We start from the raw sequence: 26,777 nt of genomic DNA on the forward strand, positions 1-26,777 counted from the left end.
TCTCGGGTGGGGGTGAGTGGGCGTGGGGGACAGACTCAGCTACGCGGACGCGGTACGGCTGCTCGGCGGCGAGCGCAGCCGCTTCGTCGAGGCGTTCGACAGGCTCGCCGGCTGGGCGCTGCTGGCCGGCTCGGGGCCGGCGCCGGCGCTGCTGGGGCTCTTCGACGCCAAGGCCGAGCTCGTCCGGCTCGGCCGGGACCTGCTGCGCCAGCTCAGCGAGCAGCGCTCCGGCCTGTCCCGGTACGGCCGCACCCAGCGGCTGGAGGCGGCGCACGCGGTCCTCGTGGTGACCGCCTTCTTCGAGGCGCTGCGCTCCGCCGACCTGCCGTTCGCCCTCGCCGACCTGGAGATCGACAGGTCTGAGCAGCTCGCCCTGGCCGGCGGTGGGGCCGCGCCGCTGGCGGTCCCGCCGCTGCGCGGGGCGGTCGCGCAGATGTTCACCCTGCCCGCCCGGGTCCCCGGCGCCCACCTGCCGTACGAGCGGCTGCGCGACACGCTGGCCGGGCACTACCGGGAGCTCGGCGCGCGGCTGGCGGAGCACGTGACCGGCCTGGCCGCCTGGGACCGGCTGCCCGCCCACCACCAACGGGCGTTCCATGAGTCGGTGGCCCGGTTGCCGGCCGACGCGGTGGCCCGGCACCGGGACCTGCTCACCGCGCTGGCCGTGGACTTCCCCGAGGTGGCCTACTGGTCCGGGGTGCACGAGCACACCGCCACCCGGGACGAGGTGCGCCAACTCGCCGCCGGCCTCGGCGACCTGCGCCGGACCCTGGACGCGATCTCCACCGGCCGGCTGCCGGACGAGCAGCGGACCGCCCTGGCCCGGGCGCACCTGGCGAAACTCGACCGGCCGATCGTCGAGTCGGCGGAGGCCCCGGACGGGCTCCGGGTGCCGCTGCTCGGTGAGGCGTACCTGCCGCCCCGGTGCCGGGTGGCGGTCCTCGACCAGAGCGCCCGGCCCGGCGACGAGGAGTGGTGGGCCGGGCAGGACGTCCGGGACGACCTGGCCGGGCTGCTCGCCGGCCACCTGACCGGGTCGGTGGCCACCCGGGCGCCGCTGCTGGTGCTCGGGCAGCCCGGCTCGGGCAAGTCGGTGCTGACCCGGGTGCTCGCCGCCCAGCTTCCCGCCGCCGACTTCCTGGTGGTCCGGGTGCCGCTGCGCGAGGTCAGCGCCGAGGCCGACCTCCAGGACCAGATCGAACAGGCGATCCGGTACGACACCGGGGAACGGTTGGACTGGCCGGCGCTGGTCCGCTCCGCCGGGGACGCGCTGCCGGTGGTGCTCCTCGACGGATTCGACGAGCTGCTCCAGGCCACCGGCGTGACCCAGACCGACTACCTGCTCCGGGTGGCCAGGTTCCAGCGGCGGGAGGCCAGGCAGGGGCGCCCGGTGGCGGTGCTGGTCACCACCCGTACCAGCGTCGCCGACCGGGCCACCCCACCGCCGGAGACCGTCGCGCTGCGGCTGGAGCCGTTCGACGAGACCCGGGTACGCCGCTGGGTCGCCACCTGGAACCGGGCCAACAGTGACCGGTTCGCCCCGCTCGGCGTACCCCCGTTGGACCCGGAAGCGGTGCTCGCCCACCCGGAGCTGGCCGGTCAGCCGCTGCTGCTGCTGATGCTGGCGCTGTACGCCGCCGCCGGCCACGACCTGCCCGCCGCCGGTGAGCTGCGCCGCAGCGAGCTGTACGAGCGGCTACTGGGCAGCTTCGCCCGGCGGGAGGTGACCAAGCACCGGCCGGGCCTGACCGGGCGGGAGTTGGGCCGGGCCACCGAGGACGAGCTGCGCCGGCTGGCGGTGGTGGCGTTCGGCATGTTCAACCGGGGCGTCCAGTGGATCACCGAGGACGACCTGGAGGCGGACCTGTCCGGGCTGCCCTTCCTGGCCGGCGGGCCGGCGTCCGGGCGCGGCGGCGTGGACCTGCGGGCCCCGCTGCGCCCCGCCGAGGTCGTCCTCGGGCGGTTCTTCTTCGTGCACCGCTCCCAGGCGACCCGGGACGACGCCCGGGTCGCCACGTACGAGTTCCTGCACGCCACCTTCGGCGAGTACCTGGTGGCCCGGACGACCGCCCTGGTCCTGGGGGACCTGACCGCCGTGGCCGCCGCCAGCAGCCTGCTGCCGTCCGTCGACGACGATCCGCTCGCCGCGCTGCTGTCCGGCGCCACCCTGACCGAACGCGCGCCGATCGTCACGTTCCTCACCGAGCTGGTCCGGTCCTGGGACGACGACCGACGGGCCGACGCCACCGAGCTCCTGCTCCGGCTGTTCCGGGCGGCGCACGATCCGCGCCCGCCGCGCCGCTTCGAGACGTACCGGCCCCGGGCGCTGTCCGTGCCGGCCCGGCACGCCGCGTACAGCGCGAACCTGCTGGTGCTGCTGCTCTGCGCGGCCGACGAGATCCACGGCCGGGACCTCTACCCGGACGCCACGGACCCCCGGACGCCGTGGCGGTCGCAGGCCCTGCTCTGGCGCTCCCAGCTCGCCGGCGAGCACGAAGGGCTGACCGCCGCGCTCGCCCTCGACCGGAGCGCCGACGGCGACCGGCGCGACATCCGCCTCCGCCTCGCCGATCCGGACTGGCAACCCCAGCCCCCCGACCCGGGCTGGACGTACGGGTTCAGTGGCGAGGCCGTGCGGGTGGGCCTGGAGATCCCGGAGCTGCGCCGTACGGCGAACTTCGAGTGCTGGGAGTGGGGCCCGGACTTCCTGCTGCACGCGTTGGAGCCGTCCGCCGGGGAGGACGGGCTCCCGTTGGCCATGCTGGTCAACCGGGGGCCCGGCTGGCAGTCGGCCCTGCACCTGCTGCTGCGGATGTGGCTGGGGCGGTCGACTGCGACGAGCGGGGCGGACCGGTACCTGCCCGTGGCGCAGGTGGCGACGTCCAGCCCGTTCATGGCCCATCGACAGCTCAACCAGGTGATGACGCTGCTGCTCGGCGTGCTCACCGTGGATCCGGTGATCCGGCCGGACGCGGTGGTCCCGGTGCTCCGGGAGCTCACCTGGCTCGACCCGTGGGACGTCACGAGCGGCTCGGCCTTCTTCCGGTGCTGCCTGACCTTCCTGGGGCGGGACCCGGACACCGACCGGGACCTCGCCGACCTGGTCGACGTCGCCGCCGACCGGCTGCCGGCGGACACCAATCCCCGGCTCGAACTCCTGCTGGCCGAGGCGCATGTCCGGCTCACCGAGCGGGGGTTGGCCCGGTACCGGTACGCGGCGGCGGAGGTCGCCCGGCTGACGCCCTGGCTCGCCGCGAGCCGCCCCGACCTGATCGACCGGCTGCGCCGGCTGGTAGCGCCGGACGAGGAGCTGTCCGGTCGGCCGTGGCGGCGGGGGCCGGACCCGGTCGGCGGTGACCGTCGGGCTCGGTAGCCGACGGTCAGTGGACCATCGGGTCCCGGCCAACTCGCTGCGGTCAGCGCCCGCCCGGGGCCCGGACCTGCGGTTACCGATCTCGGCGCGCCCGGCTCATCCCGCGGCCGGGCGTTGGTCACAGGGTGCGCTCGTCTGGCCCCTGTCGAGCTGCCCCGGATATGGGGCAGCGTCCCCGGAAAAATGGGACAGCGGCTCTGGCTCGGGCGTGGGAGGTGGGCCGAGGCCCTGGGGTCGGGCGTGGGAAGTCGGCCGAGGCCCTGGGTCGGGCACGGGAAGTCGGCCGGGATCCGGCCGGGTCGGACGAGCCTTGGACGAGAACCGGGGAGGGGCGTGCGGGATCTCCGTGCCCCATGTCCGGGGCAGCTCCAGAGGCCGTCGACCGCTGTCTGTGCTGGTACGGGACGGGCTTGTCGACCCCGGCCCGCTCGGCTGTCCTGTCGCCCGCGGTGCGGTGGTGGTCGCCGACGGCGCGGTGGTCGCTCAGGGCACGGTGGTCGCTCAGGGCACGGTGGTCGCTCAGGGCACGGTGGTCGCTCGCGGTGGCCGGACACCCGCCGACGGGCCACGCCACGGAGACGCCGTGCCGCCGCCCGCCCGGCTCAGGGGGACGACGGCGAGAAAGCCGGCCCCGGACCGACCCGCCCAGGTCAGCCGGTCGGCCCGCCCACCTGTTCGGGTCGGCCGGTCGGCCCGCCCACCTGTTCGGGTCAGCCGGTCGGGTCCCGCGCGTCCGGCCCGAGCGCCAGCCAGGACAAGGTCACCGTCCGGGGCGGGCGCCCGGGTGTCCGCCGGGGAAGACCCCGGCCTCGACCGCCGCGGTGATCGCGTCGGCCTGTTCCTGGGTGAGTTTGCCGTCCTCGACGGCCCGGGCCAGCCGCTCCTTCAGCGCGGCCTGCCGGTCGGTGGCGTCGCCGCCGGGCCGGTCGCCGCCGGGCCGGTCGCCGGTGCGCCAGTCACCGGTGCGCCAGTCGCCACGGTGCGGTCGGTCGGCGGCGTGCTCCTCGCGCAGCTCCTCCAGCGCGGTCGCCACCTTGTCGGCAGGCACGCCGAGTTTCTCGGCGAGCGCCTCGGCGAACGCCTGCTTCCGCTCGCTGGCCTTGTCCTGGCTGGCGCTCGGGCGGGGCGCGGGGTCGGTGTCCCCGGCGAAGGCGACCGCCGGCGCGGCGAGTCCCAACCCGAGGGCGCCGGCCGCCACGAGCCCGGCGACCACATGTTTCCTGGCCATCGTTCCTCCTGCTGCTCAGGGTGTGGGTGTCCTCGACGAAGGTGACGGGAAAGTCTGGACCTCACCCGTGCCGAGCCTGTCACCCCGCTGGGAATCCCGACCCGAAAACGACAAATCGCACCTCTCTCTCGCGGAGTGCTCCCGATGGCACGCTCGATGACCGACTCGACTTCCCCGAAAACGGGGGATTCCAGCGCAGGAAAGCCGCGACCTCAGCGAAACGGCGCGTCCGCCTGGCAAGGGCGGACGGCGGGGGTGGTGGTGAGGGCTCCGGTACGGGTGTCGAGGGTGGCGGGGGTGCCTACCGGGACGGTGAGCTGGCCCGGGCCGTGGCCGACGGGAAGGCCGCCGAGGACGGGCACGCCGAGGTCGCCGAGGCGGTCCAGCAGCACGTCGACGACCGTGGTCGACCAGCCGTCGGCGCAGCCGGTGAACTGGCCGACGGCCACTCCGGCGATCCCGTCCAGCGCTCCGGAACGGCGTAACTGGGTCAACATCCGGTCCACCTTGTACGGGGGCTCCTGGACGTCCTCGACCAGCAGGATCGCCCCGGTCAGGTCGGGCAGGTCCGGGGTGCCGACGGAGGCGGCGAGCAGGCAGAGGTTCCCGCCGAGCAGCGTCCCGGTGGCCCGCCCCGGCACCCGTACGCCGTAGGTCTCCTCGGCCTCGTCGGCGAGCACGGTGACCGGTTCGGTGGTCATCAGCGCGGCGTGCAGCGACTCCGTCGACCGCAGCGGGGTGCGTTCGTCCCGCCAGGCGGCCCCCGGCCCGTGCACCCCGGCCAACCGGGCGCCCCGCCACAGGGCGAGCTGGAGCGCGGTGATGTCGGAGAAACCGGCCACCACCTTCGGGTCCCGGCGGACGGCGGCCATGTCGATCGCGTCCACGACGCGCTGCGCGCCGTAGCCCCCCCGGGTGCAGATGATCCCGCGCACCCGCGGGTCGGCGAAGGCGGCGTTCAGGTCGGCGGCGCGCAGCTCGTCCGGGCCGGCCAGGTAGCCGTGCCGGGCGTACGCGTGGGGGGCCGGCACCGGGCGCAGCCCCCAGCCGGTGAGCAGCTCGACGCCCCGGGCCACCCGCTCCGGCCGGGTCGGGCCGGACGGGGAGACCAGCATGACCGTGTCGCCCGGGCGCAGCACGGGCGGCCGGACCACGTCGTCGAGGGTTCCGCTCACAGCGGCCGAGCCTAGTGTCCGGAAGCGGACCCGCTGTGTCCGAGGCGTCGAGGAGACGCCCCTGCGCACGAGCGGGCAGCCGCCAACGCGCTCGGGGTGGCGACCGACAGCAGTGGGCGGCGGGCGGGGCGGCGACCGACAGCCGTGGCGGCGGGCGGGGCGGCAACCGATAGCCTCGGTGGCGTGGCAACCGCGCTGGTGATCGAGAACGACCCGACCGACGACCCCCGACGGCTGGGGGAGTGGCTGACCGAGGCCGGGCTGGAGCTGCGCGTGCTCCGCCCGTACGCCGGTGACGACCTGCCGGCCGACCTGGCCGGGTACGCCGCCCTGGTGGTGCTCGGCGGCGAGCAGTCGGCCTACCCGGCGGCGGACGGCACACCCGGCGCGCCCTGGTTCCCGGTCACCGAGGGGTTGCTGCGCAAGGCGGTCCGGCACCGGGTGCCGACCCTCGGCGTGTGCCTGGGGGCGCAGCTCCTGGCCACCGCGCACGCCGGCGAGGTGGCCCGCAGCGCGTCCGGGCCGGAGGTCGGCCCCGGCGTGGTCGGCAAGCGGGACGCCGCCGACGCCGACCCGCTGTTCCGGTACGTGCCGTTGATCCCCGACGTGCTCCAGTGGCACGTCGACGAGATCACCGAGCTGCCCCGGGGCGCGACCCTGCTGGCCGCGTCCACCCGTTACCCGCATCAGGCGTTCCGGCTCGGCGACCGGGCCTGGGGTCTGCAGTTCCACATCGAGTGCGACACCGCGATGATCGCCGACTGGTCGACCGGCTCGACGCTCCTGGCCGAGCTGGGGTACGACCCGGAGCTGGTGGTGGCGGCCTGCGACGCGGTGATGGTCGACGTGGAGGAGGTCTGGCAGCCGTTCGCCGCCCGGTTCGCCGCGCTGGCCCTAGGCGAGCTGGACGTCGCCACGCCGCCCCGGCCCACCCTTCCCCTGATCGGGCACTGAGCGCATGACCAGATCGACCAGATCCCAGCGGCTGGCCCGGTACGGCTTCGGCGTCACCGACGACGGCGGGGTCGGCGCGGCCGACCTGCTCGGCCCGGACGGGCTCGCGCTGTGGCGGCCCGAGACGCAGGAACCGGCCGACGAGCGGGCCGCCGAGCTGCTCACCGCGCTGTCCCGGGCCGCCGACCCGGACCTGGCCCTGCGTCAACTGCACCGGATCGTCGAGGCGGAACGCCGCGACAGCGGCCGCACGGCGGCCGGCGGGCCGTCGGCGCTGCTGGACGCGTTGCACGCCGACGCGGGGCTGCGGCGTCGGGTGGTGGCCGTGCTGGGCGCCTCGTCGGCGCTCGGCGACCACCTGGTGGCGAACCCGGACCAGTGGCGGGTGCTCGCCACCACGCCCGGGGGCCTGGCCCCGACCGCCGACGGGCGACTCGGGCCGCTCGGCCCGGGCCAGCCGATCCCGGCGCTGCGCTCGGCGTACCGGCTGGCGTTGTTGCGGATCGCGGCGGCGGACCTGACCGGCGGCCGGGGGCTGGAGCAGACCATGGCCGCGCTGTCGGCGCTGGCCGACGCCACCCTGGTCGCCGCCTACGACATCGCGGTGGCCGAGCTGCCCGATGGGGCCCCGTCGCCCGGGCTGGCGGTGGTGGCGATGGGCAAGTGCGGCGGCGGCGAGCTGAACTACGTCTCCGACGTCGACGTGATCTTCGTGGCCGACGACGACGCCGACCTGACCGTCGCCACCACGGTCGCCACCCGGCTGATCCACATCTGTGGGCTGGTCGCCTGGCCGGTGGACGCCGCGTTGCGCCCGGAGGGCAACCGGGGACCGCTGGTGCGGACCATGGCCAGCCACCTCGCCTACTACCGGCGGTGGGCGCGCACCTGGGAGTTCCAGGCCCTGCTGAAGGCCCGCCCGGCCGCCGGTGACCTGGCCCTGGCGCAGGAGTGGATCGACCAGCTCGCGCCGCTGCTGTGGCGGGCGGCCGAGCGGCCGGAGGCGGTCTCCGACGTCCGGTCCATGCGTCGCAAGATCATCGACAACATCCCGCCGAAGGAGCAGGAACGCGAGATCAAGCGCGGTCCGGGCGGGTTGCGCGACATCGAGTTCGCCGTGCAGTTGCTGCAACTGGTGCACGGCCGGGGCGACGAGTCGCTGCGTGAGCCGGGCACCATCCCGGCGCTGCGCGCCCTGGTCGCCGGCGGCTACGTCGGCCGGGCCGACGGCGAGGGGCTGCTGCGCGGGTACCGCTTCCTGCGCGGCGTCGAGCACCGCCTCCAGCTCCAGGGCCTGCGCCGCACCCACACCGTGCCCGCCGACCCGGCCGCGCTGCGCTGGCTGGCCACGTCGCTCGGCTACACGGCCACCCCGGGCCGCAGCGCCGTCGAGGCGTTCCGCGCCGAGTGGGTCACCCACGCCACCGAGGTACGGCGACTGCACGCCAAACTGCTCTACCGTCCGCTGCTGGAGTCGGTCGCCCGGGTGCCCGCCGACGGGTTGCGGCTCACCCCGGAGGCGGCCCGGCACCGGCTGGAGATCCTCGGGTTCGCCGACCCGGCCGGGGCGCTGCGCCACCTCCAGGCCCTCACCGGCGGGGTCAGCCGCACCGCCGCCATCCAGCGCACCCTGCTGCCGGTGCTGCTCAGCGACTTCGCCGACGCCCCGGAGCCGGACCGGGGCCTGCTCAACTACCGGCAGGTCTCCGACAAGCTCGGCAGCACCCCCTGGTACCTGCGGGTGCTGCGGGACGAGGGGCCGGTGGCCCGCCGGCTGGCCCGGGTGCTGTCGCTGTCCCGGTACGCCACCGACCTGCTCGCCCGGGAGCCGGAGGCGCTGCGCATGCTGGCCGAGGAGAGCGACCTCGCGGCGCGCCCGCGCGACGTGCTCTGCGACGGGTTCGTCGCCGCCGCCGCCCGGCACACCGACCCGGTGCAGGCCACCCACGCGGTGCGCGCGCTGCGTCGCCGGGAGCTGGTCCGGATCGCCTGCGCGGACGTGCTCAGCCGGGCCGGCTCGCTGGCCCCGCGCGCCGCCCGGGACACCCCGACCGACGTCACCACCGTCGGCGCGGCCCTCGCGGCGGTCACCGACGCCACCCTCACCGCCGCGCTGCGCACCGCCCGGGCCGCCCGCCCCGGGCCGCCCGGCCTGCGGTTCGCGGTGATCGGCATGGGCCGCCTCGGCGGGTACGAGTCGAACTACCTCTCCGACGCCGACGTGCTGTTCGTCTACGACCCGCCGCCCGGGGCGGAGGAGAGCACGGCCAGCGCCGCCGCGCACGCGGTCGCCGAGGAGCTGCGCCGGCTGCTCGGCATGCCCGCCCCCGACCCGGCGCTCGGCGTGGACGCCGACCTGCGCCCGGAGGGCCGCCAGGGCCCGCTGGTCCGCAGCCTCGCCGCCTACGCCCAGTACTACGCCCGCTGGTCACGGGTGTGGGAGGCGCAGGCGCTGCTGCGGGCCCGGTTCGTCTGCGGGGACGCCGACCTCGGCGCCGAGTTCGAGGCGATGATCGAGCCGGTCCGCTACCCGGCCGGCGGGCTCACCCGGGAACAGGTCGTCGAGATCCGGCGGATCAAGGCGCGGGTGGAGACCGAACGCCTGCCCCGGGGCGCCGACCCGGCCACCCACACCAAACTCGGCCGGGGCGGGCTCGCCGACGTCGAGTGGGCGGTGCAGCTCCTCCAGCTCCGGCACGCCGGGGACACCCCCGAGCTGCGCGGCACCCGTACCCTCGGGGCGCTGGCGGCGGCCCGGGACGCCGGCCTGCTCGACCCGGCCGACGCCGACGCGATGGCCGCCGGGTGGACCATGGCCGCGCAGGTCCGCAACGCGTTGACGCTGGTCCGGGGCCGGGCCGGCGACCAACTGCCCCGGCACGGGGTGGAGCTGGCCGGGGTGGTGCGCCTGCTCGGCGCGGACGACCCGGGGGAGTTCCTCAACGAGTACCTGCACGTCGCCCGACACTCCCGTACCGCGATGGAACACGTCCTCGATGCCTGACCTCGCGGCGGATCCCGCCACCGCCGGGGCCGCCGACGCCGGCCCGGCCCGGGCCGCGCGGGGCGACCGGCGGCGGTGGCCGGCGCTGCCGCTGGTCACCGGCGCGGCGGCGGCGCTGGCGGTGGCGTTCCTGCTGGCCCCGCCGATGGGCACCGACCTGGCCGCCCAGGTGGCCCGCGCGGACTTCGTGGCCCGGCACGGCCTCACCCCGGTCGACCTCGGCTGGTACGGCGGGGTACACCAGCACGGCTACAGCCTGCTCACCGCCGGGCTCGGCGCGCTGATCGGGGTACGCCCGCTCGGCGCGCTCGCCGCGCTGGTCGGCGCGGTGGCGCTGGGCTGGCTGTTCGTCCGGCACCGGGCCCGGCGACCGCTGCTGGCCGGGCTGCTCGGCGCGGTGGTGCTGGTCGGCAACCTGGCCAGCGGGCGGATCACCTTCGCCGTCGGGCTGGCCCTCGGGCTGCTCGCCCTGGTCGCGGTCTCCGCGCGGCGTCCGGCCCGACCCCTCCGGCTGGTCCTGGCCGGGCTGCTCGCCGCCCTCACCACCTGGGCCAGCCCGGTCGCCGGGCTGTTCCTCGGGCTGGCCGGCACGGCCCTGCTGCTGGCCGCCCTGCGTCGTGGCCCCGGCCCCGGTCACCCGTTGCCCGGCGGGTGGCGGACCGACCGGCCGGTGGGCGAGGCGCTGACGCTCTGCCTCGCGCCGGCCGTCGCGCTCGCCCCGATGGCGCTGCTGTTCGGCAACGGCGGTCACCAGCCGTTCACCGCCGAGTCCATGCGGATCAACGTGGCGCTGGCCGTGCTGGCGCTCGCCGTCCTGCCCCGGCGGCGTCGGACGCTGCGGGTCGGGGCCGCGCTGACCGTGCTGCTGCTGGTCGCCGCCTACCACCTGCCCACCCCGATCGGCTCCAACGCGCTGCGGCTGCCGATGCTGTTCGCCCTGCCCCTGCTGGCCGGGTACGCGCCGCTGCCGGCCGGCTGGCTGGCCGCGCTGCTCGCCGCCACCGTCTGGTGGCAGAACCCGGTGATGACCGCCGACCTGGGCCGGGCCGGCTCGCCCGAGTCGTCGGCCGCGTTCTACCGGCCGCTCGCCGCCGAGCTGGCCCGGCGGGCCCCGGTCGGTCGGGTCGAGGTGGTGCCGCTGCGTGACCACTGGGAGTCGGCGTACCTGCCGTCGACCGTGCCGCTGGCCCGGGGCTGGGAACGCCAGGTCGACGCCGACCGCAACGCGGTCTTCTACACCGGCCGGCTGGACGCCGCCGGGTACGCCGACTGGCTGCGCGCCAACGCCGTGGGGTACGTCGCCGTCGCCCCGGACAGCGTCCCCGACCGGTGGGCCCGGGACGAGGCCGCCCTGGTCGCCGGCGGACTGCCGTACCTGCGGCAGGTGTGGTCCGACGACACCTGGCGGCTGTACGCGGTGACCGACCCGACGCCGCTGGTCGCCGCGCCCGGCCGACTGCTCGCCGCCGACCCCGGCGGCGTGCGGTTCACCGCCCCGGCGGACGCCGGTGACCTGCTGGTCCGCGTCCGTTGGTCGAGATGGCTCAGCCTGGACGGGCCGGGCGGCTGCCTCGCCCGGGGGCCGGACGGATTCGTCACGGTCCGGGTCGACGTCGCGGGGGAGTACCTGTTGACCAGCTCGTTGCGCCCCCGGAGAGGATGCTGAGGTGGTGCAGACGACCGACGCCCCGCCCGACGCGGGGCGGCTCCGGCTGGTCCGCTGGGGCGGGTTCACCGGCGCGGCGCTGCTCGCGGTGGCCGGCTGGCTGGGCGGGGTGCGCCCGGAGTTCACCGCCGCCGTCACCCCGGTCAGCATCTGGCGGGGCGGGCACGGCCCGCTGCTGCTGGCCGCCTGGCTGGTCGGCACCGCCGTCCTGGTCGCCGCCTGGTGGGGTGGGCGGCGCGCCGTCGGGTCGACCCGCTGGGCGTACCTGACCGTCGCGCTGTGGGCGCTGCCGCTGCTGGTCACCGTGCCGTTGGGCAGCCGCGACGTCTACTCGTACGCCTGCCAGGGCTGGGTGTACGCCGACGGCGGCGACCCGTACGCCGGTGGGGTGGCCGCCGCCGGCTGCCCCTGGCTGGACGCGATCTCGCCGATCTGGCGGGACACCCCCGCCCCGTACGGGCCGGTGTTCGTGCTGCTCGCCGGGGCTGCCGCCGCCCTCGGCGGCTCGCTTGTCGGCACGGTCGCGCTGCTGCGGGTGGTAGCCGTGGCCGGGGTGCTGCTCGCCGCCGGCTGCCTGCCCGGGCTGGCCCGGGCCGTCGGGGCGTCGCCGGGGCGGGCGGTCTGGCTGGTGCTGGCCTGCCCGCTGGTCGGGGTGCACCTGGTCGCCGGTGCGCACAACGACGCGGTGATGGTCGGCCTGCTGCTGGCCGGTCTGCTGCTGGTGGTCCGGCATCCCGGCCGGCGGCTCCGGCTGCTGGCCGGCGGGGCGCTGCTCGGCCTGGCCGTGGCGGTGAAGGCCACCGCCGTGGTGGCGGTGCCGTTCGCCGCGCTCGCCGCCGTGGCGGGCGTCCTCACGGTACGGGCGCTGCTGCGCGACGGCGGCTGGGTGGCCGGCGGGGCGGCCGGGGCGCTGCTGGGCGTCTCGATGGTCTCCGGGCTCGGCCTCGGCTGGGTCGGCGGGTTGGCCCACAGCGGCGACTCGCAGCAGTGGACCTCCCCGCCGACCGCCGTCGGTTTCACCGTGAACTACGCCGGACGCCTGCTGGGCCGGGACCCGGACGCCGTGCCGATCGCCCGGGCGGTGGCGGTGCTGGCGCTGGTCGGGCTGCTGGTGGCGCTCTGGCTGTGGGCCTGCGCCAGCCTGCGCCGACCCGCCGCGACCCGGCGGGCGGAGACGGCGACCGGGCAGGCGGCGGAGACGGTGGCCGGGCCGGGGACGGTCCGACCGGGGGCGGCCGGAACGGAGGCGGCCCGGCCGACCGGGGTCCGGGCCCGGGTGGCGCTGACCGGGGCCGGGCTGGCGTTGGCCGCCACGGTGGCCCTGGCTCCGGTGTTCCACCCGTGGTACGCGGTCTGGCCGCTGGCCGTGCTGGCGGTCTGCGCCACCCGGACCACCTGGTTCCTGCTGCCCTGCGCGGTGGCGTCCTTCCTCACCCTGCCCGACGGCACCAACCTGGCCCGGTTCAGCAAGGCCCCCGGCGCGCTCCTGATGACCGCCGGTGTCCTCTGGTTGCTGGCGCGGACGGTTCCCCTTCTCGCGTCCCGGGCGCGTCCGGGGCCACCGCCTGCCGCGCGACCCTGAGCCGCCGCAGGACGATCCCGTCGAGGCGTCGGGGGCCTCCCGGGCCGAATTGGCCGGCGCGGCCGGGACCGGGGTGCTGCCAGGCTGGGCGGGTCGACCGGGTGGCCCGCCCCGGTCGGGCCCCGGAAGTCCGGTCCCCTCCGTCGGAGCCGTCGCCGGCGTGAAGGTAGGCGGGAGGTGGCGTGGGTGGATGTCGAGTGGCGGTCGTTCGAGGCGTACGTGCGGGGTCGCACCGTGGCCCTGTCCCGGATCGCGTACCTGCTCACCGGCGACCACCATCTGGCGGAGGACCTGGTGCAGCAGACGTTCCTGAGCGTCGCCGGGCGATGGCAGCGACTGGTGACCGAGGGAGACCCCGACCCGTACGTTCGTCGGGTCCTCTACCACCAGCATGTCTCCTGGTGGCGGCGGGCGCGGCGGATCACGCACGTGTCGTTGGCCGGGGTCGACCCGCCGGCGCCGGACCGCGCCGACCAGGTGGGGGTGACCGTCGCGGTGCAGCGGGCGCTGGCCCGCCTCGGCCCGAGGCAGCGGGCGGCCCTGGTGCTGCGCTACTTCGAGGACCTCACCGAGGTGGAGACCGCGGCGGTCCTCGGCTGCCGGGTGGGCACCGTCAAGAGCCAGGTCCGCGACGGGCTGGCCCGCCTGCGCGTCCTCGCCCCCGAACTGGCCGAGTTGCTGGAGGTGAGGTCATGAGCCGTTCGCCGTTGACCGACGTGTTGACCCGCATCGCCGACCAGGCCCGCCCGGCCCGGATCGCCCCGGACACCTGGCGGCGCGGGGTCCGTCGCCGCCGGGTCCGCGGCGCCGGCGTCGTCGTGCTGGCGGTGGTCGTGCTCGGGGTCACCGCCGCGCTGCTGCCCGGTGGCGGGCCGGTCTCCGTGCCGGCGGACGGGCCCCGCGCGGTCGTGCCGTCCCGGGTGTATGCGCCGGTGACCGGGGAGGGCACCGTCACCGGTCAGCCACCCGGCCCGGCCGCGATAGTCGTCGCCGGTGACCGCGAGCTGCGCGGCAGCGACATCTGGGGCTACGAGGGCCGCAGCCTGGTCGTCGGGCAGAACGGCCGGTACCGGCTGGCCCGTACGGTCGGCGAGTCCGACACCGGCCTGAGCGGCCTGCTGCCCTCCCCGGACGGTCGGTTCCTGGCCGACCTGCCGTCGTTGGAGGGCGGGCGCTGGCCGGACGACGGCCGGGAGCAGACCGCGGTCGTGGACCTGTCCACCGGCCGGGTCACCCAGTACGACGGCGGCGAGCCGGTGGCCTGGTCGCCGGACGGGCGGTCCATCCTGCTCTACTCGTCGTCGCTGCCGGGCGAGCCGAGGCTGGGCGGCGAGCTGCGGCTGCTCGACCTGCGGACAGGTCAGGCCCGCCCGCTGCCCGCGGTGCCCGGTCTGCGGAGGGCGGGCGACTTCGCGGCCTTCTCGCCGGACGGGACGCGGCTGGCGGTGGCGACCGCCAGCACGCTGTACGTCGTCGACGTCGCCGCCAACTCGCTGCGCAGGCTGGCCGATCTCACCGTGGCCGACCGGCTCGTCGGGCCCGGGGCGTGGCTGCCGGACGGCGAGCGGATCGCCGTCTTCGCGGTGGACGGCTGCCAGGGCGACGTCGCCTGCGACGAGGCGGACCTGCGGGCCCGGCTGTTCCGGGTCCGGTACCTGGACGTCGGGACCGGACGGCCGGCCGACGGGCCGGGGCTCGCGCCGGCGCGGGGGCTGGCCGCCCGGGTGCTCGGCTGGCAGCGCGACGGCGCCGCGGTGGTGGCCGTGCACCAACCGGAGCAGGGGCTGGTCAAGGCCGCTGACGACCCGAACTGGTCGGACACCGGCTGGTGGTCCGTCGGCGGGGTCGAGCTGCTGGCCTTCCGGCCCGACGGCAGCCGGCGCCGGTTGGTCGACCTGCCGGCGAGCGCGTTGTTCGTCGCCGTGCCGGCCGACCTGCTGGACAGTTTCGGCGGGCCCGCGCCGTCGCGGGCCGAGGGCGCGGGCCGCTGGCTGCTCGCCCTGTACTGGCCGCTGGGGCAGTTCGTCTGGCTGCTGGTCGCGGTGTTGACCGGGGTCGGCCTGACGGCGCGGTGGCGTCGCCGGCGTCGACTGCGCCGGGCCTGGGAACGGACGCGTCCGCCGTTGCCCGGCGGGTGAGCCGGCGTCCCGCCGTGGTGGGGGTCGCCCGGGACGGGAGGAACCCCCGGGAACAGTCCCGGGGGTTCCTCCGTGCCCGTCGTCCCGCCGCGCCGACGCCCGGCAGACTCAGGTGCTCAGCAGCGCTGGGGTGCTCAGCAGTCGAAGTACATCGCGAACTCGTGCGGGGTCGGGCGCAGCCGCACCGGGTCGACCTCGTTGGCCCGCTTCCAGTCGATCCAGGTGGAGATCAGGTCGGGCGTGAAGACCCCACCCTCCAGCAGGTAGTCGTGGTCGCTCTCCAGCTTGTCGAGCACCGCCGGCAGCGAGCCCGGCACCTGCTTGACGTCGCCCCACTCCTCCGGCGGCAGGTCGTACAGGTCCTTGTCGATCGGCGCCGGCGGCTCGATCTTGCTCTTGATGCCGTCCAGGCCGGCCATCATCATCGCCGAGAAGGCGAGGTAGACGTTCGCCGACGGGTCCGGCACCCGGAACTCGACGCGCTTGGCCTTCGGGTTGCTGCCGGTGACCGGGATCCGGGTGCAGGCGGAGCGGTTGCGCTGCGAGTAGACCAGGTTGACCGGGGCCTCGAAGCCCGGCACCAGCCGGCGGTACGAGTTGACCGTCGGGTTGGTGAAGGCCAGCAGCGACGGGGCGTGGTGCAGCAGACCGCCGATGTACCAGCGGGCGGTGTCCGACAGGCCGGCGTAGCCGGTCTCGTCGTAGAACAGCGGCTCGCCGCCCAGCCAGAGACTCTGGTGGGTGTGCATGCCGGAGCCGTTGTCGCCGAACAGCGGCTTGGGCATGAAGGTGGCGGTCTTGCCGGCGGCCCAGGCGGTGTTCTTCACGATGTACTTGAAGAGCTGGAGCTGGTCACCGGCGTGCAGCAGGGTGGAGAACCGGTAGTTGATCTCGGCCTGGCCGGCGGTGCCGACCTCGTGGTGCGAGCGCTCCACGGTGAAGCCGGTGTCGATCAGCCGGCGGACGATCTGGTCCCGCAGGTCGGCGTAGTGGTCGACCGGCGGCACCGGGAAGTAGCCGCCCTTGTAGGGGGTCTTGTAACCGCGGTTGCCGCCCGGCTCCTCGCGGCCGCTGTTCCACGCGCCCTCGATCGAGTCGATGTAGTAGAACGACTGGTGCGCCGAGGTCTCGTGGCGGATCGAGTCGAAGATGTAGAACTCGGCCTCGGCCCCGAAGTAGGCGGTGTCGGCGATGCCGCTGGCGGCGAGGTACGCCTCGGCCTTCTTCGCCACGTTGCGCGGGTCCCGGGAGTACGCCTCACGGGTGAACGGGTCGTGGATGAAGAAGTTCAGCGCGAGGGTCTTCTCCACGCGGAAGGGGTCGATGAAGGCGGTCGCGACGTCCGGGAGCAGGAGCATGTCCGACTCGTGGATCGCCTGGAAGCCCCGGATCGACGAGCCGTCGAAGGCCAGGCCCTCGGTGAAGAAGTCGTCGTCCACGGACTCGACCGGCAGGTTGAAGTGCTGCATCACGCCGGGCAGGTCACAGAACCGTACGTCGACGAACTTCACGTCCTCGTTCTTGAGGTATCGCAGGAGTTCCTCGGGATTGGCGAACACACGTCCTCCTGGCACGTCCACGGGTGGCTGGCTGATTGGCGACGCTATGGCCGGGCGGTTGCTCGACCATGTCCTTACTGTTTCTGCCGTGTTACGACCCGCTGTGACCGGCCGTTTTCGCGAGTGAAGGCGGCCCTGGCAGCGGAACCGGCAGGCGCGCGCCGTCGCGCTGCCCCCTGAGCTTCGTTCGGACGATACCCGCCCCGGACCAGGGGCGTTCGGTCAACCGCCCCCGGCACGCCGGGTCCCGGCCCGACTAGCCTTGGCTGCCGTGAGCCTGCCACCCGAGCCGACGCCGCCGGCCGCCGATCCCGCCTTCACCCCGCCGAGCCTCGGCCGCCGTTTCGGCGCGCTCGTCGTCGACTGGGTGCTCTGCCTGCTGGTGTCGAACTTCTTCGCCGACCCGGTCCGGGACGGCTGGGCCCCGGTCCTGGTGCTGATCGTCGAGTACGGCTTCTTCATCGGCCTGTTCGCGCAGACCCCGGGCATGTACGTCACCCGGATCCGCTGCCTGGCCTGGGCCGACGGCGGACGGATCGGCGTGCCCCGGGCGCTGCTGCGCGGGCTGCTGCTGGCCCTGGTCGCGCCCGCGCTGATCATGGACGAGCGCCGGCGGGGGATCCACGACCGGCTCGTCGGCTCGGTCGTCACCGCCGCCCCCCGCTGAGGCGGGCGGCGGCGGGCGGGTCAGCGGCCCCGGGTCTGGCGGAACTGGCCCCGGGTGGGGCGCATGTTCTTGGGAATCGCGCCCTTGGGAAGCTGCGGCCGGGCGGTGAGCGCCTTGAGTCGCTTGTCCAGCGAGTTGACGTCCTTGCCGCTGAGGTTGCGGGGCAGCCGCATCAGGGTCATCCGCAGCTTGCGGATCGGCAGCTCGCCCTCGTCGACGCCGATCACGTAGTCGTAGAGCGGGGCCGTGCCGATCACCTTGGCCAGCCGCCGCTTCTCCTGGCCGAGCAGCCCCCGGACCCGCTGCGGGTTCCCCTCGGCCAGCAGGATCACGCCGGGACGGCCGATCACCAGGTGCACCATGTCCATCTGGGTGGTGGAGCTGACCGCCGGGGTGACCCGCCAGTCACCGCGCATGTTCTCCATGATCGAGGCCGCCGCGCCGGGCTGCCCCTCGGCGGCGTTCATCATCGCCCGGTTGGACCGGAGGTTGAGCACGATCAGCACGGCCAGCATGGTGAGCAGGATGCCCAGCGGCAGCCAGAGCCAGCCCCAGTTGAGCACGGCCACCACGGTCAGCGCGAGCGGGATGAGCACGGCCGCGGCGGTCAGTGGCGCGAACCAGCGGTCCTGCTTGGCGGTGAACTTGAACACCATCCCGATCTGCTTCAGCCGCTGGCCGAACGAGACCTTCTCCTGGGGCTTCGCCATGGCGCAAAGTGTAGTGGGCCTCGTACCAGCGGATCATCCGCGTCCGGGCCGGGGCCGGCGCGGCGGTCAGCGGCGGGGCACCACCGGCGCGGCCCGGCCGGTGCCGTGCTGGCCGGAACCCTTCTCCTCGTGGTACTCCTCCTCGACGTTGACCGCCCAGACGTCGTGGTCGGCGCCGTCGAGGATGTTCTCCGCGGCGAGCATCGCGGTCATCATCGAGTGGTCCTGGTTGTTGTACCGGTGCATGCCGTTACGCCCCACCGGGTGCACGTTCGGCGCCGCCTCGGCCAGCCAGCGCCGGATCGTGTCGACCGCCTGCTCGTACCCCTCGTCGTAGACCGGGTACGCCTTCGGCATCCGGACCACGTACCCGTTGCGGACCGCGCCCGGCTGGACCAGGCCGAGCCGCTCCAGCTCGGCGGTGCCCAGGGCGACCAGGTCGGCGTCGGTCGACTCCCACAGGTCGTCACCGACGTTGACGAAGTACTCCAGGCCCAGGCAGGTCGACCCGTCCTGCACCAGGTACGGCGACCAGGAGCCGAAGTTCTGGATCCGGCCGACCCGTACCCCCGGGGTGTGCACGTAGATCCAGTTGTCCGGGAAGCCGGCCTCCGCCGGCACCACCAGGGCCACGGTGAGGAAGTCGCGGTGCCGCAGCGCGTCGGCGGCGGCCCGCACGTGCGCCGGGGCCGGCGGGTCCATCGCCCGCACCAGGTCCGAGATCGGCATGGTGGACACCACGTGGTCGGTGGGGATGCGGCGCTCACCGTCCGGGTCGGCGACGGTGACGGCGACCGCCCGGCCGTCGGCCCGGTGCACCGTACGCGCCCAGGTGTTCGTGGTGACCACCCCGCCGCCCTTGGCGACCAGCTCGGCGCAGCGTTCCCACATCATCCCCGGCCCGTACTTCGGGTACTGGAACTCCTCGATCAGGCTGGTGATGTCGGTCTGGTTGCGTTTGGGCAGCAGCGCGTTGCGGACCGCCCCGGCCAGCGACAGGTTCTTGATCCGCTGGGCCGCCCAGTCGGCCTGCAACTCGGTGGCCGGCATCCCCCAGACCTTCTCGGTGTAGGTCTTGAAGAACATCCGGTAGAGCCGGTTGCCGAAGCGGGCCGCCACCCAGCCCTCGAAGTGGCTCTGGTCCTTCGGCGGGCGCAGCCGCGTCCAGACGTACGAGCCGACGCAGCGCGCCGCCTCGACGACGCCCAGGTTGCCCAGCGCGTTGCCGGCGCGCAGCGGGTAGTCGAACAGCTTGCCCCGGTAGTGGATGCGGCTCATCCGGGGCCGGAGCAGGAAGTCGGAGTCGGGCAGGATCTCGTGCCAGAACGCCTCGACCCGGGGCACCTTGGTGAAGAACCGGTGCCCGCCGATGTCGAAACGCCATCCGTCCCGCTCGACGGTGCGGCTGATCCCGCCCACGACGTCGTCCGCCTCGTAGACCTCGACCGGGGCGTTTCGCCTGGTCAGCTCGTAGGCGGCGGTGAGCCCGGCAGGTCCGGCTCCGATGACGACGGTGTGGGGCGGCGTGGCCATGTTATTAATTCATCACCTTCGACATCTGTACGCAACCGTCGAATCGAAGGGTGGGACGGCACGGGGTTGTGTGGTAAAGGACGGAGGGAACCTAACACGGCCACCCGTCGCAGAGCGTGAACGACCCGGCACGCGTAGGCGTGCCGGGTCGTGGAGAGGAACGGAACGACGAGCGGCGGACAGCCGGTCGCCGAAGCGCCGCCGTGGATCAGCGCGCGGAGCCCACCGGGCTGGCCGCGCGGGCGTCCAGCGCCTGCCGGTAGAGCCGGCCCGCCCGGTACGACGAGCGCACCAGCGGCCCGCTCATCACCCCGGCGAAACCGATCTCCTCGGCCTCGGCGCTCAACTCGACGAACTCCTCCGGCTTGACCCAGCGCTCGACCGGGTGGTGCCGCGGGGTGGGCCGCAGGTACTGGGTGATGGTGATCAGCTCGCAGCCCGCCTCGTGCAGGTCACGCAGCGCCTGCGACACCTCGGCGCGTTCCTCGCCCATGCCCAGGATCAGGTTGCTCTTGGTCACCAGCCCGGCCGCGCGGGCCTGCCGGATCACGTCCAGCGAGCGGTCGTAGCGGAACGCCGGGCGGATCCGTTTGAAGATGCGGGGCACCGTCTCCACGTTGTGCGCGAGCACCTCCGGCCGCGAGCCGAACACCTCGGCCAACTGCTCCGGCACCGCGTTGAAGTCCGGGATCAGCAACTCCACCCCGCAACCGGCCTGCAGGGCGTGGATCTGGCGGACCGTCTCCGCGTACAGCCACGCGCCGCCGTCGGGCAGGTCGTCCCGGGCCACGCCGGTGACGGTCGCGTACCGCAGGCCCATCGCGGCCACCGACTCGGCGACCCGGCGCGGCTCGTCGGCGTCGAACTCGGCCGGCTTGCCGGTGTCGATCTGGCAGAAGTCGCACCGCCGGGTGCACTGGTCGCCGCCGATGAGGAAGGTGGCCTCGCGGTCCTCCCAGCACTCGTAGATGTTGGGGCAGCCGGCCTCCTGACAGACGGTGTGCAGCCCCTCCCGCGAGACCAGCCCGCGCAGTTGGGTGTACTCCGGGCCCATCTTCGCCTTGACCTTGATCCACGGGGGTTTGCGCTCGATCGGCGTCGCCGCGTTGCGCGCCTCGATCCGCAGCAGCCGCCGCCCCTCCGGAGCGGCGGTGGCCGCACGCGGGGTCGCGGGCGCGGCGCGCGGGGTGTCGGCGGCGCTGCGCGGCGCCTCGGTGACGGTGGCGCTGCGCGGCGCCCGGGCGGTGGTCGGCGCGGAGTGGTCGCTGGTCACGTCACCGAGCCTACGCCGGTCAGCGGCCGTCGATGCCGGCCGGCGACCGCCGTCACCCCACGAGTCGCGTGAGCCCACTCACCCCGTACCCGGAAAAAGCGGTGTCGCCGGCGTCGGGCCGGCGGTAGCGTTCCGGCCACGAGCGACGACGGAGCCGAGTAGCGCGCCGCCCCGCCAGTGCAGAGAGCCGTCACCCTGCTGCGAGGCGGTCTGGCGACGGCCCGTGAAGACCCTCCCGAGCTGCGGGAAGAAACGGGCGCGCCCGGTGCCGGACCACCGGCGGTCGGGCGCCGGAGTAGACCCCGCCCGGCTGGCCCCGGTCACCAGGCGACGAACGAGGCCCCCGCGCACGCGGGGGCGAAGGTGTGGTGGCACCGCGAGGACCCGCTCGCCCACACCTCCCGGGGGTTCGCGTTGCGACCGACGAGGAGGCACCCGTGCGACGCACCCTTTCCACCCAACTGTCCGCCCATTTCGGGCACACCGTCCGGATCGCCGGCTGGGCGCACCGCCGCCGACTGCTGCGGTCGGTGGCCTTCCTGATCGTGCGGGACGCCACCGGCCTGACCCAGGTGGTGGTCACCGACCCGGGCGTCCGCGCGGCCGTGGCGGCGCTCACCGAGGAGACCGTGGTCGAGGTGGTCGGCACGGTCACCGAGAACCCGTCCGCCCCCGCCGGGGTCGAGCTGACCGACCCGACGGTACGACCACTCGGCCCGCCCGCCGAACCGACCCCGTTCGACCTTTTCCGGCCGACCCTGACCGCGACCCTGCCGACGCAGCTCGACCACGCCCCGCTGGCCCTGCGGCACCCGCGCCGGTCGGCGGCGCTGCGCGTCTCGGCGGCGGCGGTCGCCGGTTTCCGGGCCGCCCTGGACGCCCGCGGTTTCACCGAGGTGCACACCCCGAAGCTGGTCGGCACGGCCACCGAGAGCGGCGCGGACGTCTTCGCCGTGGACTACTTCGGCCGGCCCGCCTACCTGGCCCAGTCACCGCAGTTCTACAAGCAGCTCCTGGTCGGGGCGCTGGAACGGGTCTACGAGGTGGGGCCGGTGTTCCGCGCCGAGCCGCACGACACCGCCCGGCACCTGGCCCAGTACACCTCCCTCGACGTCGAGCTGGGCTTCGTCACCGACCACCGGGACGTGATGGCGGTGCTCCGGGACACCCTGGCCGACCTGCTCGGCACGGTCGCCGAACGGGCCGGGGCGGCGCTGCGCGCCCTCGACGTGAGCGTCCCCGCCGTGCCGGCGCAGATCCCGGCCGTGCACTTCACCGAGGCGCTGGCCATCGTCGGCGCCCCGGCCGACGAGCCGGACCTCGCCCCGGCCCACGAGCGGGCGCTGGGGGAGTGGGCCCGCCGGGAACACGGCTCGGAACTCGTGTACGTCACCGGGTACCCGATGGCGAAACGTCCCTTCTACACCCACCCCGACCCGGCCCGACCGGCCTACTCCAACGGCTTCGACCTGCTGTTGCGGGGTGTGGAGCTGGTCACCGGCGGGCAGCGGCTGCACCGGCACGCCGACTACCTGGCCGCGCTGGCCGCCCGGGGCGAGCCGACCGGGCCGTACGCGGACTACCTGGCCGCCTTCCGGCACGGGCTGCCCCCGCACGGCGGCTTCGCCATCGGCCTGGAACGTCTGGTCGCCCGGCTGACCGGCGCGGCCAACGTCCGGGAGGTCACGCCGTTCCCACGCGACCTGCGCCGCCTCACCCCGTGACCCGCCCCCCGACGTCCGCCGGACGCGACCCATGATCGACTCCACTTCTCCGAAACCGGGGCATCCCAACCCGCCGACACCGCTACATCGGTGAAACGGCGAGCCGAGCCGGGTGGGGTGGGGCCGAGCCGGGCCGGGTGGGGCCGAGTCGGGTGGGGTCGGGCGGCGGGCGGCGGGGTCAGGTGGCGAGCAGGGTGGGCAGACGGCGCTCGACCACCGGGAGGGCGTCGGCCACGGTGACCGGACGGCCCAGCTCGGCGCTGAGCGAGGTGACGCCGGCGTCCCGGATGCCGCACGGCACGATCCGGTCGAAGTGCGTCAGGTCGCAGTCGCAGTTGAGCGAGAAGCCGTGCTGGGTGACGCCCCGGGACACCCGGATGCCGATGGCGGCGACCTTACGGGCCGGGCCCCGGTCGTCGGCGGGCACCCAGACGCCGCTGCGCCCCTCGACCCGGTCGGCTGCCAGCCCGAACTCGGCGCACACGTCGATCAGGAGCTGCTCGACGCGGCGGACGTAGGCGACCACGTCCACCGGGTCCGGCAGGCGCAGGATCGGGTAGCCGACGAGCTGACCCGGACCGTGCCAGGTGATCTTGCCGCCGCGATCCACGTCGACCACCGGGGTGCCGTCCACCGGGCGGTCCCACGGCTCGGTGCGCTTGCCGGCGGTGTAGACGCTCGGGTGCTCCAGCAGCAGCACCGTGTCCGGGCGCCCGCCGGCCACCACCGCCTCGTGCAGCCGGCGCTGCTCGTCCCAGGCGGCCCGGTAGTCGACCAGACCGGCGCGGACCGGGGTCGGAACGCCGCGGTCGGAGGCCAGGTCGGGGCGGTCGGAGGCCAGGTCGGCGTGCTCCGAGCTCAGGCTGGGCGTCGTCGTGGTCACGCCGTCCAGCGTAGTCCCGCCCCGACCGGTCCGGACCGGTGAGCCGGCTCACCGGGAGATCGGCCAGAGCCACACGTCGCGGACCCGCTGCGGCGGGCCGAGCAGCTCGGTGGCGGTACGCAGCAGCGCCTCCTCGTCGATCTCGTGCTTCGCGCCGTGCACCTCGTCGGCGAGGATCACCGCCTCGACCCGCCAGTACGCCAGGTCGGCCCGGACCAGCTCGCGGGTGCCCTCGGTGACGATCGGCGTCCGCCCGGTCCGTCCGGCCTGGTCCATCAGCGAGTCGAAGGTGCGCGGCACCGGGCCGATCCGCCCCCGGCCGTCCGGCCCGCCGGGGCCGAGGAAGAACCCGGCCGGCAGGGCGAACTCCCCCTGCCGGTGGGCCAACGCGTACGCCTGCCAGCGCTGCCCGTCGGGGGTGACGTCCACGGTCAGCGGGATCGGGGTGAGCACCCCGCCCGGGGAGACGTGCTCCCGCCACGCGCCGGAGGTGACGAACTCGGGGATCGGCTCCCGGGCGCTGGTCAGCAGCGGGGTGGGCAGCAGCGGCAGCAGCGCCGCCGCGTACCCGAGGATCCAGGCGGCCCGGACCGGGCCGGACCGGGGCGGGACGGCGCGCAACCGGTCCACGGCGTACGCCAGCAGCAACCCGATCACCGGGGCGACGACCAGCGCCAACCGGGCCGGCAGCGCGGCGTTGATCACCGGCAGCCGGCCGATCCACTCGAACGGCAGGGTGACGCCGGTCCGGTCCCCGTCGATCACCGCCTGCGGCCCCCAGGAGAGCACGGTGAACACCACGGCGGTGACCCCGAGCGCGGCGAGGGTCCCCCGGCGGGCGGGCCCGGCGTGCCGCCACAGGTAGCCGAAGCAGACCAGCGCGAGCAGCAGCAGCGGCCAGCCGAGGAACGAGTTCTCCTCGGTCGGGTTCGGGGCCAGCGAGGTGCCGAAGCCGGCCTCGCCGGCCAGCGAGCGGCGCGGGAACGCCGGGTACGCGGCCAGGTCCTCGGAGTGCACCACCGGGTCGAAGCCGGTGCCGTGGAATCGTTGCGGCCCGGCGAAGTGCAGCCACAGCGGGTACGCCAGCAGCGCCCCGGCGACCACGGCGGTGACCGCGACGCCGCGCAGGAAGGTCGGCAGGGCGGCCCGGACCGTGGCCCGGTTCGCCGGGTGGGCCGCCCAGACGGCCAGGAAGACCAGCAGGGCGAGCGCGGTGAAGAACAGCCCCTCGGCGGCGATCGAGAACGCCACCGCGACCAACGCCCCGAAGATCACCCCGTTGCGCAGCCAGCGTCCCGGCTCGCGCAGCGCGAACAGCCGCCACACCAGCAACGGCACGAGCCAGCCGGCGGACCAGTTCAGGTGGGCGTTGGCGTGCGACACCATGCCGGGGGAGAAGGCGATCACCAGCGCGCCGACCCCGGCGGCCAGCCAACTGTCCACCAGGTGCCGGGAGAGCAGCCAGTACCAGGCCAGCGCGGTGGCGGCCAGGTTCAGGGTGAGGATCACCAGGAACGTGGCCGGCGGTCCGATCAGGTACGTCAGCGGGGCGAAGACCGCCGCGTACACGGTGATCGAGGTGTTGACCGCGAGGTTGACCCCGTCGGGGACGTTGAGCAGGTACGTGAAGAGCGGGTTGTCGCCGTGGGTGAGCGCGTGCGCGCCGAAGGCCAGCAGCCACTCGAACAGCGCCTGGTCGCTGGAGTTCACCGTGATCGCGCGACCGTTCGGGTCCACCCAGAGGCCGCTGGTCACCCAGATCGCCAGGCCGAACGCGACGAGCGTCAGCGTCAGGTCGGCCCGGCGCCGTCCCCGTCGGCGGGCGGGTGACGGCGCGGGCGGCGGCCCGGCGGCCAGCGAGGGCGAAGTCGGCACGGAGCGGACGTTACCAATCCGGATCCGGCCAACCGCCCGGACCGGCCATGCCGCTCGGGTCGGACCGGCCGGGTCGCGTGCGGCGGTCCGGGCCACACGTCGACGGCAGCGAATATGTGAACCCGGCCCATGTCACGACTCGGACATCCCGCCGTAACGTCGCGGCAAAGCTGGTGACCTAGTTCACAATCGTGGAGGCCGTCGTGCGTCGACCACCGTCCGTCCTCACCCGGCTGGCCGCCGCGCTGGCCGGGGCCGCCCTCGCCGTAACGGCGGCCGTCGTGGCCGCCACCCCCGCCCAGGCCGCCACCCTCACCCCGGTCAGCGGCTTCGGCTCCAACCCCGGCAACCTCGGCATGTACGCGTACCGCCCGGACGGCCTGCCCGGCAACGCGCCCGCCGTGGTGCTGCTGCACGGCTGCGCCCAGAACGCCACCGACTACTTCACCAACTCCGGCTGGCGCAAGTACGCCGACCAGTGGAAGTTCGCGCTGATCCTGCCCGAGCAGAAGTCCGGCAACAACTCCAGCGCCTGCTTCAACTGGTTCGAGAGCGGCGACACCGCCCGGGGCCAGGGCGAGGCGCTGTCGGTCCGGCAGATGGTCGACCACGCGAAGGCCAACTACGGCGTGAACCCCGCCCGGGTGTACGTCAGCGGGCTCTCCGCCGGTGGCGCGATGGCCGCCACCATGCTGGCCGCGTACCCGGAGGTGTTCGCCGGCGGGTCGATCGTCGCCGGCATCCCGTACCGCTGCGCCACCAGCATGGTCACCGCGTTCTCCTGCATGAGCCCGGGCGTCGACAAGTCCCCGGCCGCCTGGGGCGACCTGGTCCGCAACGCGTACCCGGGCTACGCCGGGGCGCGGCCGAAGGTGGCGATCTGGCACGGGGCCGCCGACTACACCGTCGCCACCGCCAACGCCACCGAGTCCCGCGACCAGTGGACCAACGTGGCCGGCGTGTCGCAGACCCCCACCAGCACCACCACCCTGCCCGCCGGCACCACCCAGGAGACCTACGGCAACGACCGGGTACGCGTCTACCGGGTCGCCGGCATGGGCCACGGCACCCCCGTCGACCCGGGCAGCGGAGCCGACCAGTGCGGCACTGCGGCGGCGTACTTCCTGGACACCATCTGCTCGGCGTACCGCGACGCCCTCTGGTTCGGCCTGAACGGCGGCTCGACCACCCCCGGGCCGACGCCGACCGTGACCGCGAGCCCCACGCCCACGCCCACCCGCACGCCCACGCCCACGGTCGCCCCCACCTGCGTCACCGCCAGCAACTACGCCCACGTCACCGCCGGCCGCGCCTACCACTCCCTCGGGTACGCCTACGCGGTCGGCTCCAACCAGCGGATGGGCCTCTACAACGTCTTCGCCAGCACCACCCTCAAGCAGACCGGCCCCGCCCACTGGGTGATCGGCTGCTGA

The 26,777-nt window shown here is 74.9% G+C and carries 18 protein-coding genes; 10 read left to right on the forward strand and 8 right to left on the reverse strand.

Annotated elements, in window-relative coordinates; translation table 11 throughout:
• Positions 1-22: 22 nt before the first annotated feature.
• The gene (locus O7606_RS00360) at positions 23-3,373 is read left to right on the forward strand and encodes an ATP-binding protein (RefSeq protein ID WP_281596969.1); all 3,351 of its coding nucleotides are present in this window, start codon (positions 23-25) and stop codon (positions 3,371-3,373) included.
• A 760-nt stretch (positions 3,374-4,133) separates the two neighbouring features.
• On the opposite strand, the gene O7606_RS00365 is transcribed toward O7606_RS00360, so the two are convergent.
• Positions 4,134-4,601: a hypothetical protein gene (locus O7606_RS00365; protein WP_281596970.1), complete on the reverse strand. Its 468-nt coding sequence runs from the start codon at positions 4,599-4,601 to the stop codon at positions 4,134-4,136.
• Positions 4,602-4,813: 212 nt separating this feature from the next.
• On the reverse strand, positions 4,814-5,716 hold the full coding sequence (locus O7606_RS00370) for an LD-carboxypeptidase (protein ID WP_281599412.1): 903 nt from the start codon (positions 5,714-5,716) through the stop codon (positions 4,814-4,816).
• 243 nt (positions 5,717-5,959) lie between these two features.
• Here O7606_RS00370 and O7606_RS00375 point away from each other — a divergent pair, with 243 nt between their 5' ends.
• From O7606_RS00375 to O7606_RS00400, 6 genes are all read left to right on the forward strand, one after another.
• Positions 5,960-6,730: a type 1 glutamine amidotransferase gene (locus O7606_RS00375; protein ID WP_281596971.1), complete on the forward strand. Its 771-nt coding sequence runs from the start codon at positions 5,960-5,962 to the stop codon at positions 6,728-6,730.
• A gap of 4 nt (positions 6,731-6,734) precedes the next feature.
• A complete protein-coding gene (locus O7606_RS00380; RefSeq protein WP_281596972.1) occupies positions 6,735-9,734 on the forward strand; it encodes a bifunctional [glutamine synthetase] adenylyltransferase/[glutamine synthetase]-adenylyl-L-tyrosine phosphorylase in 3,000 nt (999 codons plus the stop codon).
• A complete protein-coding gene (locus O7606_RS00385; protein WP_281596973.1) occupies positions 9,727-11,400 on the forward strand; it encodes a hypothetical protein in 1,674 nt (557 codons plus the stop codon). Before O7606_RS00380 ends, O7606_RS00385 begins: the two co-directional genes overlap by 8 nt.
• A gap of 4 nt (positions 11,401-11,404) precedes the next feature.
• A complete protein-coding gene (gene mptB, locus O7606_RS00390; protein ID WP_281599413.1) occupies positions 11,405-12,982 on the forward strand; it encodes a polyprenol phosphomannose-dependent alpha 1,6 mannosyltransferase MptB in 1,578 nt (525 codons plus the stop codon).
• 186 nt (positions 12,983-13,168) lie between these two features.
• Positions 13,169-13,678 (forward strand): SigE family RNA polymerase sigma factor, encoded by a 510-nt coding sequence (locus tag O7606_RS00395; protein WP_281596974.1) that lies wholly within the window; start codon positions 13,169-13,171, stop codon positions 13,676-13,678.
• Positions 13,675-15,120 (forward strand): hypothetical protein, encoded by a 1,446-nt coding sequence (locus O7606_RS00400; RefSeq protein ID WP_281596975.1) that lies wholly within the window; start codon positions 13,675-13,677, stop codon positions 15,118-15,120. The genes O7606_RS00395 and O7606_RS00400 overlap by 4 nt, the downstream gene beginning before the upstream one ends.
• Positions 15,121-15,254: 134 nt before the next feature.
• On the opposite strand, the gene glnA is transcribed toward O7606_RS00400, so the two are convergent.
• The gene (glnA, locus tag O7606_RS00405) at positions 15,255-16,679 is read right to left on the reverse strand and encodes a type I glutamate--ammonia ligase (RefSeq protein WP_281596976.1); all 1,425 of its coding nucleotides are present in this window, start codon (positions 16,677-16,679) and stop codon (positions 15,255-15,257) included.
• A 271-nt stretch (positions 16,680-16,950) separates the two neighbouring features.
• Between glnA and O7606_RS00410 the strand changes: the two genes are divergently transcribed.
• Positions 16,951-17,346, forward strand: coding sequence for an RDD family protein (locus tag O7606_RS00410; RefSeq protein WP_281596977.1), 396 nt, complete (start codon positions 16,951-16,953; stop codon positions 17,344-17,346).
• Between the two features lie 20 nt (positions 17,347-17,366).
• On the opposite strand, the gene O7606_RS00415 is transcribed toward O7606_RS00410, so the two are convergent.
• The 3 genes from O7606_RS00415 to lipA all read right to left on the reverse strand — a co-directional run bounded on the left by O7606_RS00415 (position 17,367) and on the right by lipA (position 20,862).
• Positions 17,367-18,056 (reverse strand): DUF4191 domain-containing protein, encoded by a 690-nt coding sequence (locus tag O7606_RS00415; RefSeq protein WP_281596978.1) that lies wholly within the window; start codon positions 18,054-18,056, stop codon positions 17,367-17,369.
• 66 nt (positions 18,057-18,122) lie between these two features.
• A complete protein-coding gene (locus O7606_RS00420; RefSeq protein WP_281596979.1) occupies positions 18,123-19,589 on the reverse strand; it encodes an NAD(P)/FAD-dependent oxidoreductase in 1,467 nt (488 codons plus the stop codon).
• 208 nt (positions 19,590-19,797) lie between these two features.
• Positions 19,798-20,862 carry a lipoyl synthase gene (gene lipA / locus O7606_RS00425; protein WP_281596980.1) on the reverse strand — a complete coding sequence of 355 codons (1,065 nt, stop codon included), beginning with the start codon at positions 20,860-20,862 and terminating at the stop codon, positions 19,798-19,800.
• Positions 20,863-21,299: 437 nt separating this feature from the next.
• Between lipA and aspS the strand changes: the two genes are divergently transcribed.
• Positions 21,300-22,586, forward strand: a complete 1,287-nt coding sequence (aspS, locus tag O7606_RS00430) for an aspartate--tRNA(Asn) ligase (protein ID WP_281596981.1) — start codon at positions 21,300-21,302, stop codon at positions 22,584-22,586.
• A gap of 178 nt (positions 22,587-22,764) precedes the next feature.
• Here aspS and lipB read toward each other — a convergent pair whose 3' ends face one another.
• Both lipB and O7606_RS00440 read right to left on the reverse strand, forming a co-directional pair.
• Positions 22,765-23,406, reverse strand: coding sequence for a lipoyl(octanoyl) transferase LipB (lipB, locus tag O7606_RS00435; RefSeq protein ID WP_281599415.1), 642 nt, complete (start codon positions 23,404-23,406; stop codon positions 22,765-22,767).
• Between the two features lie 111 nt (positions 23,407-23,517).
• Entirely contained in the window at positions 23,518-25,344 is a 1,827-nt protein-coding gene (locus tag O7606_RS00440) for a DUF2079 domain-containing protein (RefSeq protein WP_281596982.1), read from the reverse strand.
• Between the two features lie 203 nt (positions 25,345-25,547).
• On the opposite strand from O7606_RS00440, the gene O7606_RS00445 reads away from it, so the two are divergent.
• Positions 25,548-26,777: a PHB depolymerase family esterase gene (locus O7606_RS00445; protein ID WP_281596983.1), complete on the forward strand. Its 1,230-nt coding sequence runs from the start codon at positions 25,548-25,550 to the stop codon at positions 26,775-26,777.

This window comes from Micromonospora sp. WMMD882 (assembly GCF_027497255.1).
GTDB lineage: Bacteria > Actinomycetota > Actinomycetes > Mycobacteriales > Micromonosporaceae > Micromonospora.